General features: G+C 71.2%; 14 protein-coding genes. 10 read left to right on the top strand and 4 right to left on the bottom strand.

Going from position 1 to position 14279, the window contains the following annotated elements; genetic code table 11:
* The first annotated feature begins 27 nt into the window (after window positions 1-27).
* Window positions 28-873, top strand: coding sequence for a DegV family protein (locus ACFY36_RS50080; protein ID WP_499753002.1), 846 nt, complete (start codon window positions 28-30; stop codon window positions 871-873).
* On the opposite strand, the gene ACFY36_RS50075 is transcribed toward ACFY36_RS50080, so the two are convergent.
* Both ACFY36_RS50075 and ACFY36_RS50070 read right to left on the bottom strand, forming a co-directional pair.
* Window positions 870-2012, bottom strand: coding sequence for a DUF1444 domain-containing protein (locus ACFY36_RS50075; RefSeq protein WP_499753001.1), 1143 nt, complete (start codon window positions 2010-2012; stop codon window positions 870-872). The genes ACFY36_RS50080 and ACFY36_RS50075 overlap by 4 nt on opposite strands.
* A 4-nt stretch (window positions 2013-2016) precedes the next feature.
* On the bottom strand, window positions 2017-2778 hold the full coding sequence (locus ACFY36_RS50070; RefSeq protein ID WP_499753000.1) for a putative protein N(5)-glutamine methyltransferase: 762 nt from the start codon (window positions 2776-2778) through the stop codon (window positions 2017-2019).
* A 406-nt stretch (window positions 2779-3184) separates the two neighbouring features.
* On the opposite strand from ACFY36_RS50070, the gene ACFY36_RS50065 reads away from it, so the two are divergent.
* The 5 genes from ACFY36_RS50065 to ACFY36_RS50045 all read left to right on the top strand — a co-directional run bounded on the left by ACFY36_RS50065 (window position 3185) and on the right by ACFY36_RS50045 (window position 8574).
* Window positions 3185-4003 (top strand): ComEA family DNA-binding protein, encoded by an 819-nt coding sequence (locus tag ACFY36_RS50065; RefSeq protein WP_499753031.1) that lies wholly within the window; start codon window positions 3185-3187, stop codon window positions 4001-4003.
* Window positions 4000-6327: a ComEC/Rec2 family competence protein gene (locus tag ACFY36_RS50060; protein ID WP_499752999.1), complete on the top strand. Its 2328-nt coding sequence runs from the start codon at window positions 4000-4002 to the stop codon at window positions 6325-6327. Before ACFY36_RS50065 ends, ACFY36_RS50060 begins: the two co-directional genes overlap by 4 nt.
* A 7-nt stretch (window positions 6328-6334) precedes the next feature.
* Window positions 6335-6871 (top strand): GNAT family N-acetyltransferase, encoded by a 537-nt coding sequence (locus ACFY36_RS50055; protein ID WP_499752998.1) that lies wholly within the window; start codon window positions 6335-6337, stop codon window positions 6869-6871.
* A gap of 240 nt (window positions 6872-7111) precedes the next feature.
* A complete protein-coding gene (gene holA / locus ACFY36_RS50050; RefSeq protein ID WP_499753030.1) occupies window positions 7112-8089 on the top strand; it encodes a DNA polymerase III subunit delta in 978 nt (325 codons plus the stop codon).
* Window positions 8086-8574 carry a hypothetical protein gene (locus tag ACFY36_RS50045; protein WP_499752997.1) on the top strand — a complete coding sequence of 163 codons (489 nt, stop codon included), beginning with the start codon at window positions 8086-8088 and terminating at the stop codon, window positions 8572-8574. Before holA ends, ACFY36_RS50045 begins: the two co-directional genes overlap by 4 nt.
* 118 nt (window positions 8575-8692) lie before the next feature.
* Here the strand turns inward: ACFY36_RS50045 and rpsT are convergent, their stop codons facing one another.
* Together rpsT and ACFY36_RS50035 are read right to left on the bottom strand one after the other, a co-directional pair.
* Window positions 8693-8959, bottom strand: a complete 267-nt coding sequence (gene rpsT, locus ACFY36_RS50040; protein ID WP_097320282.1) for a 30S ribosomal protein S20 — start codon at window positions 8957-8959, stop codon at window positions 8693-8695.
* Window positions 8960-9106: 147 nt separating this feature from the next.
* Entirely contained in the window at window positions 9107-10081 is a 975-nt protein-coding gene (locus ACFY36_RS50035; protein ID WP_499752996.1) for a phosphotransferase family protein, read from the bottom strand.
* Between the two features lie 54 nt (window positions 10082-10135).
* Here ACFY36_RS50035 and ACFY36_RS50030 point away from each other — a divergent pair, with 54 nt between their 5' ends.
* From ACFY36_RS50030 to ACFY36_RS50015, 4 genes are all read left to right on the top strand, one after another.
* Complete coding sequence (locus ACFY36_RS50030; RefSeq protein ID WP_499752995.1) at window positions 10136-10669, top strand: DUF4240 domain-containing protein; 534 nt, start codon at window positions 10136-10138, stop codon at window positions 10667-10669.
* Window positions 10670-11047: 378 nt separating this feature from the next.
* A complete protein-coding gene (locus ACFY36_RS50025; protein ID WP_499752994.1) occupies window positions 11048-11854 on the top strand; it encodes an MOSC domain-containing protein in 807 nt (268 codons plus the stop codon).
* Between the two features lie 186 nt (window positions 11855-12040).
* Window positions 12041-13921: a translation elongation factor 4 gene (gene lepA, locus ACFY36_RS50020; RefSeq protein ID WP_499752993.1), complete on the top strand. Its 1881-nt coding sequence runs from the start codon at window positions 12041-12043 to the stop codon at window positions 13919-13921.
* An 81-nt stretch (window positions 13922-14002) separates the two neighbouring features.
* Window positions 14003-14278 (top strand): GlsB/YeaQ/YmgE family stress response membrane protein, encoded by a 276-nt coding sequence (locus ACFY36_RS50015; RefSeq protein ID WP_097320277.1) that lies wholly within the window; start codon window positions 14003-14005, stop codon window positions 14276-14278.
* The last annotated feature ends 1 nt before the right edge of the window (window position 14279 follow it).

Genomic DNA, 14279 nt, shown 5'->3' with positions numbered 1-14279 from the left:
CTCAGCGGGTGCTGTTAACGTGCCCGCATGCCCGTCGCGGTCGTCACCGACTCCACCGCGTACCTCCCTGCCGAGCTCGACGGCACCTATGACCTGACGGTCGTGCCGCTGACCGTGGTCATCAACGGCGTGGACGGGCTCGAGGGCCTCGAGATCCAGCCGTCGGAGGTGGCGAAGGCGCTGGGCGGGCGGCGCGCGCAGGTGAGCACGTCACGGCCGGCGCCGGAGCAGTTCGCGACGGCGTACAAGGAGCTGCTCGAGGCCGGCGCGGACGGGATCGTCTCGGTCCACCTGTCGGCGAAGCTGTCCGGCACCTACGAGGCGGCGGCCCTGGCGGCGGCCGAGATCGGCCCGTCGGTGCGGGTGGTGGACAGCGGCACGACGGGGATGGGTCTCGGTTTCGCGGCGCTGGCGGCGGCCAAGGCCGCTTCGGAGGGTCAAGACCTTGAGGGTGTACGCCGGGAAGCGGTGGCCCATTCGTCGAGGGTGAGCACGCTCTTCTACGTCGACACCCTGGAGTTCCTGCGCCGAGGGGGCCGCATCGGGGCGGCGCAGGCGCTGCTCGGCACGGCCTTGTCGGTGAAGCCGATCCTGCACGTGGTGGACGGCTCGATCGTGGTGCGGGACAAGGTGCGAACGGCGGGCCGGGCCTTGGCCAAGCTGGTCGACTTCGCGGTCGAGGCGGCGGGCGAGGGCGACGTCGACATAGCGGTGCACCATTTGGAGGCGGAGGACAGGGCAACGGCCTTGGCCGACGCGGTGGCGATGCGCCTGGGCGACAGAATGCGCGACTGCTACATCACCGAGATAGGCGCCGCGGTCGCCGCCCACGTGGGCCCCGGCCTGGCCGGCGTGGTGGTGCACCGCCGCTAGGAGCTTTCGGGCCACCCGTCGGCGGCCCAGCGCTGCGGTTCGAACCCGGCCGCTTTGCGAAGGCACCCGGCCAGCTCTTCCCAGGCAACAGTGCGGTCGCCGACCTGAACTTGATCCGCCTTCGGCAGAAGAGCCGGTTCATCACGAGCCCAGACAGCCCGCGTACGCCACCCACTCGCTTCATCCCCGGCAAGCTCAACATCCGCGACGACCACACCAGCGCCCACAACGCCCGCCCCGCCCGCGCCCGCCCCGCCCGCGCCCGCCCCGCCCGCGTTCGCGCCGCTTTCCTTTCGCGCCGGCTTATCCGATATTTCGGCTTTTTGTAGTGCGTACTGCTGGATGGCGAGGATGCACTTTGCTCGGGCGACGGTCTGGTGCAAGGGATGAGGGTGAGGGGCGGCGTAGGGGATCGTGCAGCCGTGGGCGTCACTGACGTACGCCATGGGGGTGATCGGTCTCAAGGATTTTGCGTAGATCTCCTCGGCCTGGGCGAAGAGGGCCGGGAGATGACGGCTGCCGTCGGCGGTCACCAGGAGGGTGCCCCGTTCGGGGGCGAAGGCCACGGGGGAGCCGCCCACCTGGGGGGCCAGGCGTTCCAGCCAGTGTTCCAGCAGCAGGTGGGAGACCCAGTAGGAGTCGCCGTCGTCGACGAAGTGGACCACTACCGGCTCGGTGGCCTCGCCCTGGAGGACGGCGCCGGACAGGTTGGCCCGGGCGGCGGCGAAGACGTCGGCTGGGCGTACGCCCCACTTCTCGGGCTGGTCGGCCGTCACGTAGATCATCGTCTCCGGGTGGTCGACGACGACGTGCTCGTAGAGGAACGGGAGCACGGGGCGGCGCAGCGGGTCGCCGGGGGTGACGCCGCGCAGGACCGGGCGGAGCAATGGACGTACATCTGACCAGGCCGGAGGAAGGACGGCCGGGAGAAGACCGGCCAGATGATGGTCTATGTCCTTTTTCTTGCGGCTGGTGAAGTGGGCCAGCTCGACGATCGTGGGAGCGTCGTCGCCGGGCGGGGTCCAGCGCAGCTGGAAGGTGTGCGCGTCGTAGCGCACGCCGGTGACGCCGGCGTGACGGAGACGCCGCATGACCCGGGCGGCCAAGCGCGCCCGGGCAAGCCTTCGCAGCAAGCCCACCGCGCTACTCCCTCTTTCGTGCTCGGACCACTCGCGCTTCGAGATCTTCGTCGTAGATCACGTCGGCGTCCAGACCCTGGAGGGTCACGGTCCGGACAGCGGCTTCCTCTTGCGCTTCGGTGATTTCGGAGAGGAGTACGCCTCGGGGGGCGAGCCACATCGTGGCCTGCCCGGCGACGCGGCGGAAGATGTCGAGACCGTCGGGGCCACCGTCGAGAGCGGTTCCGGGCTCGTGGTCGCGGGCCTCGGCGGGGAGCAGGGGGATGTGGGCGGTGGCCACGTACGGGACGTTGGCCAGGATCACGTCGAATCGTAGGGCCGGGGGAAGCGGGTCGAAGAGGTCGCCCTGATAGACGTTGGTCAGGCCGTTGTCGCGGGCGCAGGACACGGCTACGGGATCTATGTCCGAGGCGTACAGCTCGATGTCCTTGTGGTGTGCGACGGCCAGACCCAGGGCGCCGGAGCCGCAGCAGAGGTCGAGGACCAGGCGGGGGTTCTCGGCGAGCGCGACGCGGACCAGGAGTTCGCTGCGGACGCGGGGGACGAAGACACCCTTGCGGAGGGTGACCCGGATGCCGGCGAAATCGGCGTAGCCGACGACCTGTTCGAGGGGCTCGCCCTGGGCGCGGCGGGCGACCAATGAGGCGAGTGCGTCGTCGTCGGCGGCGGCCGCGCCCAAAATGTCGGCCTCGTCCTCGGCGAAGACACATCCGGCGGCGCGGAGCCGCTCCACGGCCGTGGCCAGCGCGGATTCGGTGATTGTCACGGTTTTCCCATAGCACGGTCGGAGTGGGGTCGGTGGGTTATCCACAATGCACCGCTGTCCACAGGGCGCGAAGCGCGGGGTCGCCGAAATCCCTAACGTCCAGGCCGTGCGAGAGCGGAAGAACGCGGACGAGGTCGTCGCCGAGAGGCTGCGGTCGGCTTTGGCGCCCGGCCCGGACCGGGGGCTGGCCGACCTCGCGGCGGTGGGCGAGCCACTGAACTGGTCGGACATCATCCCGGCGTGGCCGGATGATGTCGACCTCGACCCGGCGCCGCCGGCGGCCAAGTCGTCGGCGCCGACGTCGGTTCCGCCCGGGCCGGTTCCGGCGGGGTCGGCGTGGGCGACGCCGCCTGGTGGCGCTGGTGCGGCGGCGGGCTCGAGTTCGGCCAGGTCTGAGGGGCGGCCCTTGCCGCCGCCGGCCTGGGTTCTGCAGGAGGGGGACGAGCCCGACCCGCCGATACCCTCGTCCCCCTCCACCTCCTTTTCGGGCCCGGCGGCCTCGTCCTCCTACGCGTGGCCGGCGGAGCCGGAAGGGCTCAGCGCGGCCGGCGCATTCGGTGGAGAAGGGCGGCGTTTCGGGCTGGGGGCCTTCGACCCGGGGCGGCGCGGGGTCAAGGCGCTCGCCGTGGTCGCCGTCCTGGTGATCGTGGTCGCCGCCTTCCTGGCCTGGCGGGCCCGCCCTCAGGTGGACTCGGTGGAACCGCCTGTCTTCGAGTCGGCGCCGTCCACCGACGACACTGCCGGCGAGAACACGGTGGCGTCGGGGACGGCCTCCAAGTCGGCTGAAGTGGTTGTCGCGGTGGGTGGCAGAGTGCGCCATCCGGGCCTGGTGCGCCTTGCCGCCGGTGCCCGGGTGGCCGACGCCCTCAACGCCGCCGGCGGCACCGACCCGGGCGTCGACGTGGCCATGCTGAACCTGGCCCGCAAGGTCGTCGACGGCGAACTGATCCTCGTGGGTGTCACCCCGCCGCCCGGCGTCGTGGTGCCGACCGGGCCGGCGGCTCCCGCCGCGGGCGGGACGCCAGCTCCCGGCGCCCCGGTCAACCTCAACACCGCCACCCTGTCCGACCTGGACACCCTGCCCGGCGTGGGACCGGTCCTGGCCCAGCGCATCCTCGACGCCCGGGACGCTCAGGGCGGCTTCAAGTCCGTCAGCGATCTCCGCAAGGTCGACGGCATCGGGGACGCGCGCTACGAGCAGCTCAAGGATCTGGTGACGGTATGACGGATGTGGCCGATCTTCGGCTGGCCGGGTTCGCGCTGGGGACGTGGCTGTCGTCGCTGGCCGCTCTCCACCTCTCGGCGCTCTCGGGGGTGCTTCTCGGTGCGGCCGCCGCCCTGCTGGCCGGGTTGGTCGGCGCGCGATCCATGGGGTGGTTGAGGGCCGCTCGGTGGGTCGTCGTGGCCTCGTTGCTCGGGGTGGCCTGTGGGGGCGTGGCTACCGGGGCGCGGGTCAGCGCGCGGGAATCGGAGGTGTTGGTTGCGCTTGTGCGGGCGGGTGAGCCCGTACACCTGGAAATGGTTGTCAAGGATGACCCTCGGGCTCTGCGGGGGACGCCGGGGATGCCGCCGACCTATCTCGTCGCGGTCGACCTGGTGAGAGTGCGGGCGGACGACGCGGCGGCCGTGCGGTTGTCGGCTCGCGGGCTTGTCCTGGGGAGTGACCCGGGGTGGCGAGGACTGTTGCCGGGGCAGCGGGTGGAGGCCCGGGGGAAGCTCCTGCCGCCGCGTGGGGGTGATCTGCGGGCGGCGGTGGCGTCGGTGCGGGAGCCGCCGGTGTTGCGGGGCGAGTCGTCGTGGGCGCAGCGGGCGGCGGGTGCGCTGCGGGCGGGGTTGCAGCGGGCCTGCGAGCCGCTGCCCGATCTGCCCGGTGGGCTGCTGCCGGGGCTGGTGGTGGGGGATACGAGCCGGTTGGATCCGGCGCTCGAGGAGGACTTCCGGACGACCGGGATGACGCACCTCAATGCCGTTTCGGGGGCCAACGTGGCGATCGTGCTGGGGGTGGTGCTGTTCGCTGTGCGGCGGACGCGGGCCGGGCCGGTGGTCACAGCGCTGGTGTGTGGCCTGGCGCTGGTGGGGTTCGTCATTTTGGCGCGGCCGTCGCCCAGCGTGGTGCGCGCGGCCGCGATGGGGGCGATCGGGCTGCTGGGGCTGGCTTCGGGGCGGCCGCGGGCCGCGTTGCCGGCGCTGGCGGCGGGGGTGGCCGTGCTGGTCCTCCTCGACCCGGAGCTGGCGGCGGATCCGGGGTTCGCCCTGTCGGTGCTGGCCACGAGCGGTCTTCTGCTCATCGCGCCGGTCTGGCGGGACGGGCTGCGGCGGCGCGGGTGCCCGGCCGGGCTGGCCGAGGCGCTGGCGGTGCCGGCGGCGGCCCAGGTGGCGTGCGGGCCGGTGGTCGCGGGACTGTCCGGCACGGTGAGCCTGGTGGCGGTGCCGGCGAATCTTCTCGCGGTGCCGGCGATCGCGCCGGCCACGCTCTTCGGGGTCGGCTCGGCGGTGTTGTCGCCGTGGTGGCCGGCGGGCGCCGAGTTCACGGCCTGGGTGGGGCATTGGCCGGCGCGGTGGCTGGTGCTGGTGGCCACGTACGGCGCCCGGGTGCCGGCGGGTGCGCTGCCCTGGCCGGGTGGGGTGGCCGGGGCGGTGCTGCTGGCCGTGGTCACGGCCGGGCTGCTGGTGGCGGCCCGGCGGCCGCTGATCCGGCGGCTGGTCACGGTGGTGGCGCTGGGCGGCATCCTGGGGGCGCTGCCCGTGCGGCTGCTGGCGTCGGGGTGGCCGCCGTCGGGCTGGGTGGTGGTCGCGTGCGCGGTCGGGCAGGGGGACGCCATCGTCCTGCCGGCCGGGAAGGGCGGCGCGGTGGTCGTCGACGCCGGGCCGGAGCCGAACGCCGTCGATCACTGCCTGCGGCGGCTGGGCGTACGGCGAATCGTGCTGTTCGTGGCGAGCCACTTCCATGTCGATCACATCGGCGGCGTGACCGGGGTCTTCCGCGGGCGCGAGGTGCTCGCGGTCGCGGGGCCGGACTGGCCGGAACCACCGGCCGGGCGGTCCGCGGTCGCGGCGGCTGCCGGGCGGGTGCCGTTGCGGGTGGTCCGGCACGGCTGGACGTACGAGGTGGCGGGCCTGGAACTGACGGTTCTGGGGCCGGTCGCGCCGATGCGGGGCACGAACTCCGACCCGAACAACAACTCGCTGGTGCTGCGGGCGCGGGTGAACGGGCAGACGGTCCTGCTGGCCGGGGACGCCGAGACCGAGGAACAGGAGGATCTGCTGCGTCAACTGGGGCCGGAGGCGGTGCGGGCCGACGTGCTCAAGGTGGCTCACCACGGGTCGAGTTTCCAGTCGCCCGAGTTCGTCGACGAGATCGATCCGGACGTGGCACTGGTGTCGGTGGGGCGCGACAACGACTACGGCCATCCGAACGCGTCCCTGCTGGCGCGCCTGACCCGCGGCGGTGCGCGCGTGCTGCGTACGGACCTGTCGGGCGACATCGCGGCGGTGGACACCGGCCGTGGCCTGGCCGTGGTGGCCCGGGGCAGTCCGCCGGACGCATGATCGAGGGGTGGAGCTTGAAGTGATCGAGGCGGGGGAGATCCGGCTGCGGCCGTTCAGGGTGGCCGACATTCCGTGGGTGTACGAGGTGTCGCTGGACCCGGCCGTGCAGAAGTACCTCCAGATTCCGGTTCCCTATCGGATGTCGGATGCGGACTACTTCGTACGGGAGATGGCGATCGCGGCCTGGGATCGGGGGCAGCGGGCCGAGTTCGTCGTCGAGCGTGTGACCGAGGACGTGCCCTTGGGCCGGGTCGGGTTCGGGCTGGACGGGAGCGGGGCGGCGCAGATCGGCTATTGGATGGATCCGAAGGCGCGCGGGCGTGGGCTGGCCACGGCGGCGGTCCGGGCATTGTGCGGGTGGGGGTTCGGCCCGCTCGGGCTGGGGCTGATCGAGTGGCGGGCCGAGGTGGGCAATGTCGCGTCGCGGCGGGTCGCCGAGAAGGCGGGCTTCCGCTACGAGGCGATCCTGCGGCAGCGGCTCGTGCACCGGGGCGTCCGGGTCGACGCCTGGATCGGGTCGATGCTGCCGTCCGATCTGCTCTGACGCCGGCGTGGTGACGACACGCCCGGGGTCGTCCATTCGGGCACTGCTTGTGGCGGGGGACGGGGGTCGATGGACATTCGGGTCGAGGTGGGCGGCCGGGCGGGGTATGCGGCCTGATTGCGTCACGGTGTTGTGGCCGGGGATATGGCACAACACCGATATGTCGGCTTTCGCATTCCCTGGCGGGTGCGGGTGCGCTAAGGAGTGAGCCACACGGAAACGTCAGCCCCTCGTGCGACGATATTGGACGTGAACACCGCGCCTCCCCCGCTCCTGCTCGTCCAAGGCGATGAGGAACTACTCGCCTCCCGTGCGATCACCGCGGCGGTCGAGGGGGCGCGTGCGGCCGATCCCGACTCCGACGTCCGGGAGTACGAGGCGGGCGCGCTGTCGGCCGGCGAGGTGGCCGAGATGCTCAGCCCGTCCCTGTTCGGCGGGCGGCGCGTGCTGGTCGTCCGCAGTGGACAGGACGCACGGAAAGACTTGACGGCGGCCCTGGTGGCGTACGCCAAGAATCCCGACCCCGAGGTTTCGCTGATCGTCTCGCACCTCGGCGGGGCCAAGGGCAAGGCGCTGGCCGACGGGCTCAAGTCGGCCGGGGCGACGGTGGTGGCCGCGGCGAAACTCAAGGGCGACCGGGAGCGTGTCGCGTTCGTGCGCGACGAGTTCCGGCGCAACGGCGGGCGGTGCGACGAGGCGTCCGCGGCCGCGCTGCTGGCCTCGGTCGGCAACGACCTGCGGGAGATCGCGGCGGCCTGCTCGCAGTTGATGGCCGACACCGACGGCAAGATCACGGAGGCCGTGGTCGCGCGGTACTACAAGGGCCGGGCCGAGGTGAGCGGCTTCACGGTGGCCGACGCCGCGATGGTCGGCGACGTTCCAGGGGCGCTCGAGGCGCTCCGGTGGGCCCTGCACGTCGGCGTCGACCCGGTGCCGATCGCCGACGCCATCGCCGACGGGGTGCGGACCGTGGCCAAGGTCGCCTCGGCCGGGCGCGGCAACCCGTACCAGATGGCCAGCTCTCTCGGCATGCCCGCCTGGAAGATCCAGCGGGCGCAGGAGCGGGCCCGCGGCTGGACGCCCGAGGGCCTGGTCGACGCGATGCGGGCGGCCGCCGACTGCAACGCCGCGGTCAAGGGCGGGGCCGAGGACCGTGGATACGCGCTCGAGCGGGCCGTCTTCGCCGTCGCCGCGGCGCGCCGGGGTGGTGGCCGATGACCGTCGTGCATCAGCCGCTCTATGCTCGCCTGCTCCGGCTGCGCCACGTCGCGCCGAGCGGGTTCCTGTGTTTCGTCTACCTCGAGGGCGCGGTCGCCCTGGGCATTCTGCTCGCCCTGGCCGAGCTGGTCAGCTGGTGGGGCGTGCTGGCGTTGCCGGCCACGGTCGCGGTGATGGTCAAGCTGAACGACGTCATCGCGGGCTCGCTGATCCAATCGCGCTCCGCCGTTGCCCATCCGGCGGCTGCCCGATCGTCTGCCGCTCGTGAAAGGGCCGGCGTGGGTGAGGGGCCGTCACTGCGGCCGGCCACCGCGTACGGGCCCGTCGAGCACACGCCGGCGGTGCGGCTGCCCGAGGACGCCACGCGGCGACTCCCCGGTCTGATCGACAGCGGCCGGGGTGCGCCCGTCAAACGGCCCTGGGTCGAGAAGGCCGAGGCGCAGCAGCAGTGGATCCGTCAGTCGGCCACCCGCCGATACGAGTAAACGACACCGGGCACCGCCGTGGACCTTGTGGTCCGGCGATGCCCGGGTGCGGTCTTGCGGCGTACAGCCAAACGCTCGGCACCTGACTGGGTCAGGCCGCCGAGCGGATCAGCGATGATCAGGCCGAGAGCGCCGCGACGCGCTTGGCGATGGCCGACTTGCGGTTCGCCGCCTGGTTCTTGTGGATGACACCCTTGCTGACGGCCTTGTCCAGCTGACGGGAAGCGTCACGCAGCAGCGTCGTAGCGGTCTGCGTGTCGCCGGCCTCGCTCGCCTCATTGAGCTTGCGGATCACGGTCTTCAGCGACGACTTGACCGACTTGTTGCGCAGCCGGGCCTTCTCGTTCTGCCGGTTGCGCTTGATCTGGGACTTGATGTTCGCCACGCGACAGCCTTGTCCTGACTAGTTGTTCGGAAACGGTCTCAGCGGGGTGGCCCCAAGTCTCTGTCGAAACAGCGATCAACGGCGCGTCACCACACGCGAAGGACCAGATTACCAGCCCTCGGGCGCGCCGCCAAAACGGTGCCCAGCTCAGGACCGCCAGCCGCGTCGTTCGGCGAGCCAGGACAGCGCCTGCTCGCCGCTGAAACGCTGATGCTGACGGCTGTGCGGGGAGGCGCTGCTCGGCCCGCCGCCGGCTCGTACGAGCCAATAGCCGGCCAGCGCGGCGAGGGCGCCGTCGACCCCTTCCGGTGGGGCGTTCCATTCCCGGAGGTACGTCTCCACGTCGAGCCCACTCGCGAAGGCGGTCACCAGCAGCGTCACGGTGTCGAACCAGGGCGCTCCGAGGCAGGGCCACGTCCAGTCGCAGAGGCGGGCGGCACCCGTACCGTCGATCATGATGTTGTCGATCCGCAGGTCACCATGCATGAGGCCGGAGCCGGCGACGAGGTCGGGGGCGGCCCGTTCGAGCTCGGCCAGCTCGGCCAGGCGGTTGGGGGCAACGGTGTCCCGGGCGGTGTGCGGCATCGGCTCCCGGCCGGCGGCGATCTCCGACCACCAGGACATCTCGGCCCGGAGGATCTCCGGCAGGGGCGGGACGCCGCTGGCCAGCAGCTCGTCCGAGGGGGTGGCCAGGGCGCGCGCGGCGGCGGACCAGGCCGACAGCGAGGCGTCCAGCTCGGCCGGCGACCAGGGCAACGCGGGCACGTGCCCGTCGACGGCCTCCAGGCACAGCGTGAAGTAGCCGGCCTCGGCGATCGACCATAGCGGTCGTGGCGCCGCGACCCCGGGTGGCAGCAACGACGTGATCCAGCCCTCGCGGGCGTACCACTCGGAAGTGGGGTCCTTCAGGGGCGCGGCCTTGACGAAGAAGGCCGGTCCGCCGGCGGTGGTGAGGACGGCGGCGAAGGCCCGGGTGAAGCCGCCGCCGGCGCTGCGCGCGGCGACGACCGGCGAGCCGAGTCTCGCGGTGATCGCCTTACGGACGCTTTTCGGCAGGTCAGACCAGTTCGGCCGTACGGCTGTGGCGCCGTACGGCACGTCGGGAAGTGAAATCGGCCGCACGGCACCATCCTGCCGCGCGCGTTTTTGTCGTACCCCGCTGGCAGGATCCTCGTCATGAGAACCGACGACTTCTGGGCGGTCATCGGCCGAGCGACCGCCGACCGGCCCGCCTCGCCCGCCGAGGTGGCCAAGCGGGCCGCCGCCGACCTGGCGACCCGCGATCCGGAGGAGATCGTGGCCTGGAGCCGACATCTCGACAAGGTCATGGTCGCCTCGGGCACGGCCGACCTGTGGGCGGCGGCCTACCTGATCAACGGCGGCTGCGACGACGAGGGCTTCGACAGCTTCCGCGGCTGGCTGATCGCCCACGGCCGCGACGCGGTGGCGCGCTCCGTGAAGACCCCCGACTCGCTGGCCATGGTCCAGGTGATCAAAAACGCGGCCGACTCCGGCGCCGTCTTCGAGGCCGAGGAGGTGCTGCACATCGCCGCCGACGCGTACGCGCAGGCCACCGGCCAGGAGCTCCCGGCCGAGGAGAGACCAGCGACCAGACCCGACGCCGGCGACCTGTGGGATTTCGACAACGAGGAGGAAATGCAGCGACGCCTGCCCAAATTGTCCGCCTTGTTCCTGGCCCCACCGGACTGACAGCCACCCGCCCCTTCGTCGGCTGCCCCGTCCTGAGCCGGGCCGCCCTCGCCTTGCCCGGCTGTCCGTACCCGGACAGCTCTCGCCTACCCGTGCCACTGCCCCGCCGCCCTAGCTCGCCCGCCTTCGCCCACCCGTCCGCCTTCGCCCACTCACCCACCCGCCTGCCTTGGCCGCCCGCCTCCGCCCGCCCGTCCGCCCGTCCGCCCGTCCGCCTTCGCCCACTCACCCACCCGCCTGCCTTCGCCCGCCTGTACTCGGATGTGCTCTTTCGGCTACCTCCGCCGGCGCCTCGTTCGGGCGTGGCGCCACGGTGGGGTGTTCCGGGGTGCGGGAAATGGGTCGAGCGGGCCGGAGGGGGTCGGCGAGACTCGGCGCATGAGTCTTCTGCGGGGAACGGTCGCTTCGGTCAGTTGCAACGATGTCTACTCGTTCACCAAGCCGGTGCGGGACGAGATCGTGCTCGTGGCCGGGATCGGGGTCGAGGGTGATGTGCACGCCGGGGTGAACGTGCGGCACCGGAGCCGGGTGAAGGCCGATCCGACCCAGCCGAACCTGCGGCAGGTGCACCTGATCCACCAGGAGCTGTTCGACGAGGTTGGCGAGAAGGGCTATTCGGTCGAGCCCGGCAATCTGGGCGAGAACGTGACGACCAGCGGCGTCGACCTGCTAGGGCTGCCGCTGGGCACGATCCTGCGCTTCGGCCCGCCGGCGGCGGACCGCTCGGGGCCGGAGGGCTCGGACGGCGCCGCTGGGCTGGGCGGCGCTGTGGGGGCGGGCGGCGCTGAGGCTGGCTCGGCTGTGGGGGCGGGCGGTGCTGAGGCTGGCTCGGCTGTGCTGGCTGCGGTGTTGGGAGCAGCTGCGGCGGCGGTGCTCGATGAGGCTACGGCGGCGGCTGCTGATGCGGTGGCTTCGGCGGCGGCGCGTGATGACGCGGCCGTGGCTTCGGGGGGAGGAGACCCGCGGGCGGCGGTGATTGTGGCGGGGCTGCGGAATCCGTGTGTGCAGATCGACCGGTTCCGGCGTGGGCTGCTCAAAGAAGTCGTCGGGCAGGACGGTGATGGCAACGTGGTGCGCAAGGGTGGCGTGATGGGCGTGGTGTTGCGGGGCGGGGTGGTTCGGGCCGGTGATCAGATCAGCGTGGAGTTGCCGCCCTCGCCGTTCGTTCCGTTGGCCAAGATTTAGGTTTCGGGGATCTGAGCAGGCAGAACGGCGCTGCGGGGCGGGCCGGGGCGCGTGCGGGTCACAAGAGTTCCGTCGGTGGGGGAAGTGCGGTTGAACGGGTGTGAGCGGGGGCCACGCGCGGGCGTGGGACGATAGAGCGCGTCGGTGGCTCGCCGGCGTCGTGAAGTTTGAGAAGAACGGAAGATCGTGCCTGGACCGCTCGACCCCGGCGTGAACGTGATCGGCAACACCGATCCCGCTCGGATCCGCAACTTCTGCATCATCGCCCACATCGACCACGGCAAGTCGACGCTGGCTGACCGCATGCTGCAGATCACCGGGGTGGTCGACCCGCGTCAGATGCGTGCTCAGTATCTCGACCGCATGGACATCGAGCGCGAACGCGGCATCACGATCAAGTCGCAGGCCGTGCGCATGCCCTGGACCGTTCGCGATGGCGAGCGTACGGGCGAGAGCGCCGTTCTCAACATGATCGACACGCCGGGGCACGTCGACTTCACGTACGAGGTCTCCCGCAGTCTCGCCGCCTGTGAAGGCGCCGTCCTGCTCGTCGACGCCGCGCAGGGCATCGAGGCGCAGACCCTCGCCAACCTCTACCTGGCGATGGAGAACGACCTGCACATCATCCCGGTGCTCAACAAGATCGACCTGCCGGCCGCTCAGCCCGAGAAGTACGCCGAGGAGCTGGCCAAGCTGATCGGCTGCGAGCCCACCGACGTGCTGCGGGTCTCCGGCAAGACCGGCGTCGGCGTCGACCACCTGCTCGACGAGATCGTCCGGCAGTTCCAGCCGCCGGTCGGTGACGCCCAGGCTCCGGCCCGCGCGATGATCTTCGACTCGGTGTACGACGTCTACCGGGGCGTGGTCACCTACGTCCGGGTCATCGACGGGCGCATCGAGGCCCGCGACCGGATCAAGATGATGTCCACCGGGGCCGTGCACGAGCTGCTCGAGATCGGCGTCGTGTCGCCCGAGATGGAGAAGGCCGGCGCGCTCGGTGTGGGCGAGGTCGGATATCTGATCACCGGCGTGAAGGACGTCCGCCAGTCCCGGGTCGGTGACACCGTCACCGGCAACGTCCGGCCCGCCACCGAGCCCCTCGGCGGCTACAAGGACCCGAAGCCGATGGTCTACTCGGGTCTCTATCCGATCGACGGCTCCGACTACCCGGCGTTGCGCGACGCGCTCGACAAGCTCAAGCTCAACGACGCCGCGCTGGTCTACGAGCCGGAGACCTCGGCCGCTCTCGGCTTCGGCTTCCGCGTCGGATATCTCGGCCTGCTCCACCTGGAGATCATCGGGGAGCGGCTGGAGCGCGAGTTCAACCTCGACCTGATCTCGACCGCGCCCAACGTGGTCTACCGCGTCTACACCGAGGACGCCGAGGAGAAGGTCGTCACCAACCCGAGCGAGTTCCCCAACGGGAAGATCGCCGAGATTCACGAGCCGGTCGTACGGGCCACCGTGCTGGTGCCCAACGACTACGTGGGCGCCGTCATGGAGCTGTGCCAGAGCCGGCGCGGATCGCTGCTCGGCATGGAATACCTGTCGCCCGAGCGGGTCGAGCTGCGGTACACGCTGCCGCTCGCGGAGATCATCTTCGACTTCTTCGACCAGCTCAAGAGCAAGACCAAGGGGTACGCCTCGCTCGACTACGAGCCCTCCGGCGAGCAGGTGGCCGATCTGGTCAAGGTGGACATCCTGCTGCACGGCGAGCCGGTCGACGCGTTCAGTGCGATCGTGCACAAGGACAAGGCGTACAACTATGGCGTGACCATCGCGGCCAAGCTGCAGAAACTCATTCCGCGGCAGCAGTTCGAGGTCCCCATCCAGGCTGCCATCGGCAGCCGGATCATCGCCCGCGAGACCATCCGGGCCATCCGCAAGGACGTCCTCGCGAAGTGCTACGGCGGTGACATCAGCCGTAAGCGCAAGCTGCTCGAGAAGCAGAAGGAGGGCAAGAAGCGGATGAAGATGGTCGGCCGCGTGGAGGTCCCGCAGGAGGCCTTCATCGCCGCACTGTCGACATCCGACTCTCCGGACTCCAAGGGAGCAAACAAAAAATAGGCGGTTTGGCTTTCGAGGGGGTCGGGAACTCTGGGTCTCGACGGACGCAACGAATTGCTTCACCCCCGAGAGGATCCCCCAATGACTGTCACCGGCATCATCACCGCCCTCATCGTCGGTCTCATCATCGGCGCCCTGGGCCGCCTGGTTGTTCCGGGCAAGCAGAACATCCCGCTGTGGCTGACCCTGGTCATCGGCGTCGTGGCCGCCCTGCTGGGCACGGTGATCGCTCGCGCTACCGGCGTCGCGGACACCAAGGGCTTCGACTGGATCGAGCTGTTCTTCCAGGTCGTCCTGGCCGCGATCGGTGTTGCCCTGGTGGCGGGTGTCGGCGGTCGTCGCCGCCTCACCCGATAAG

Source organism: Actinoplanes sp. NPDC000266 (assembly GCF_042899005.1).
Lineage (GTDB): Bacteria > Actinomycetota > Actinomycetes > Mycobacteriales > Micromonosporaceae > Actinoplanes.
Note: the sequence above shows the minus strand (reverse complement) of the source record. Positions and strands in the feature narration are given on the sequence as shown.

Bases quoted from the DNA above. Each gene is read 5' to 3' on its own strand.
- ACFY36_RS50030 (WP_499752995.1), top strand. From the start codon at position 10,136: ATGAGAACCGACGACTTCTGGGCGGTCATCGGCCGAGCGACCGCCGAC.
- ACFY36_RS50025 (WP_499752994.1), top strand. From the start codon at position 11,048: ATGAGTCTTCTGCGGGGAACGGTCGCTTCGGTCAGTTGCAACGATGTC.
- ACFY36_RS50045 (WP_499752997.1), top strand. From the start codon at position 8,086: ATGACCGTCGTGCATCAGCCGCTCTATGCTCGCCTGCTCCGGCTGCGC.
- ACFY36_RS50015 (WP_097320277.1), top strand. From the start codon at position 14,003: ATGACTGTCACCGGCATCATCACCGCCCTCATCGTCGGTCTCATCATC.
- ACFY36_RS50060 (WP_499752999.1), top strand. From the start codon at position 4,000: ATGACGGATGTGGCCGATCTTCGGCTGGCCGGGTTCGCGCTGGGGACG.
- ACFY36_RS50080 (WP_499753002.1), top strand. From the start codon at position 28: ATGCCCGTCGCGGTCGTCACCGACTCCACCGCGTACCTCCCTGCCGAG.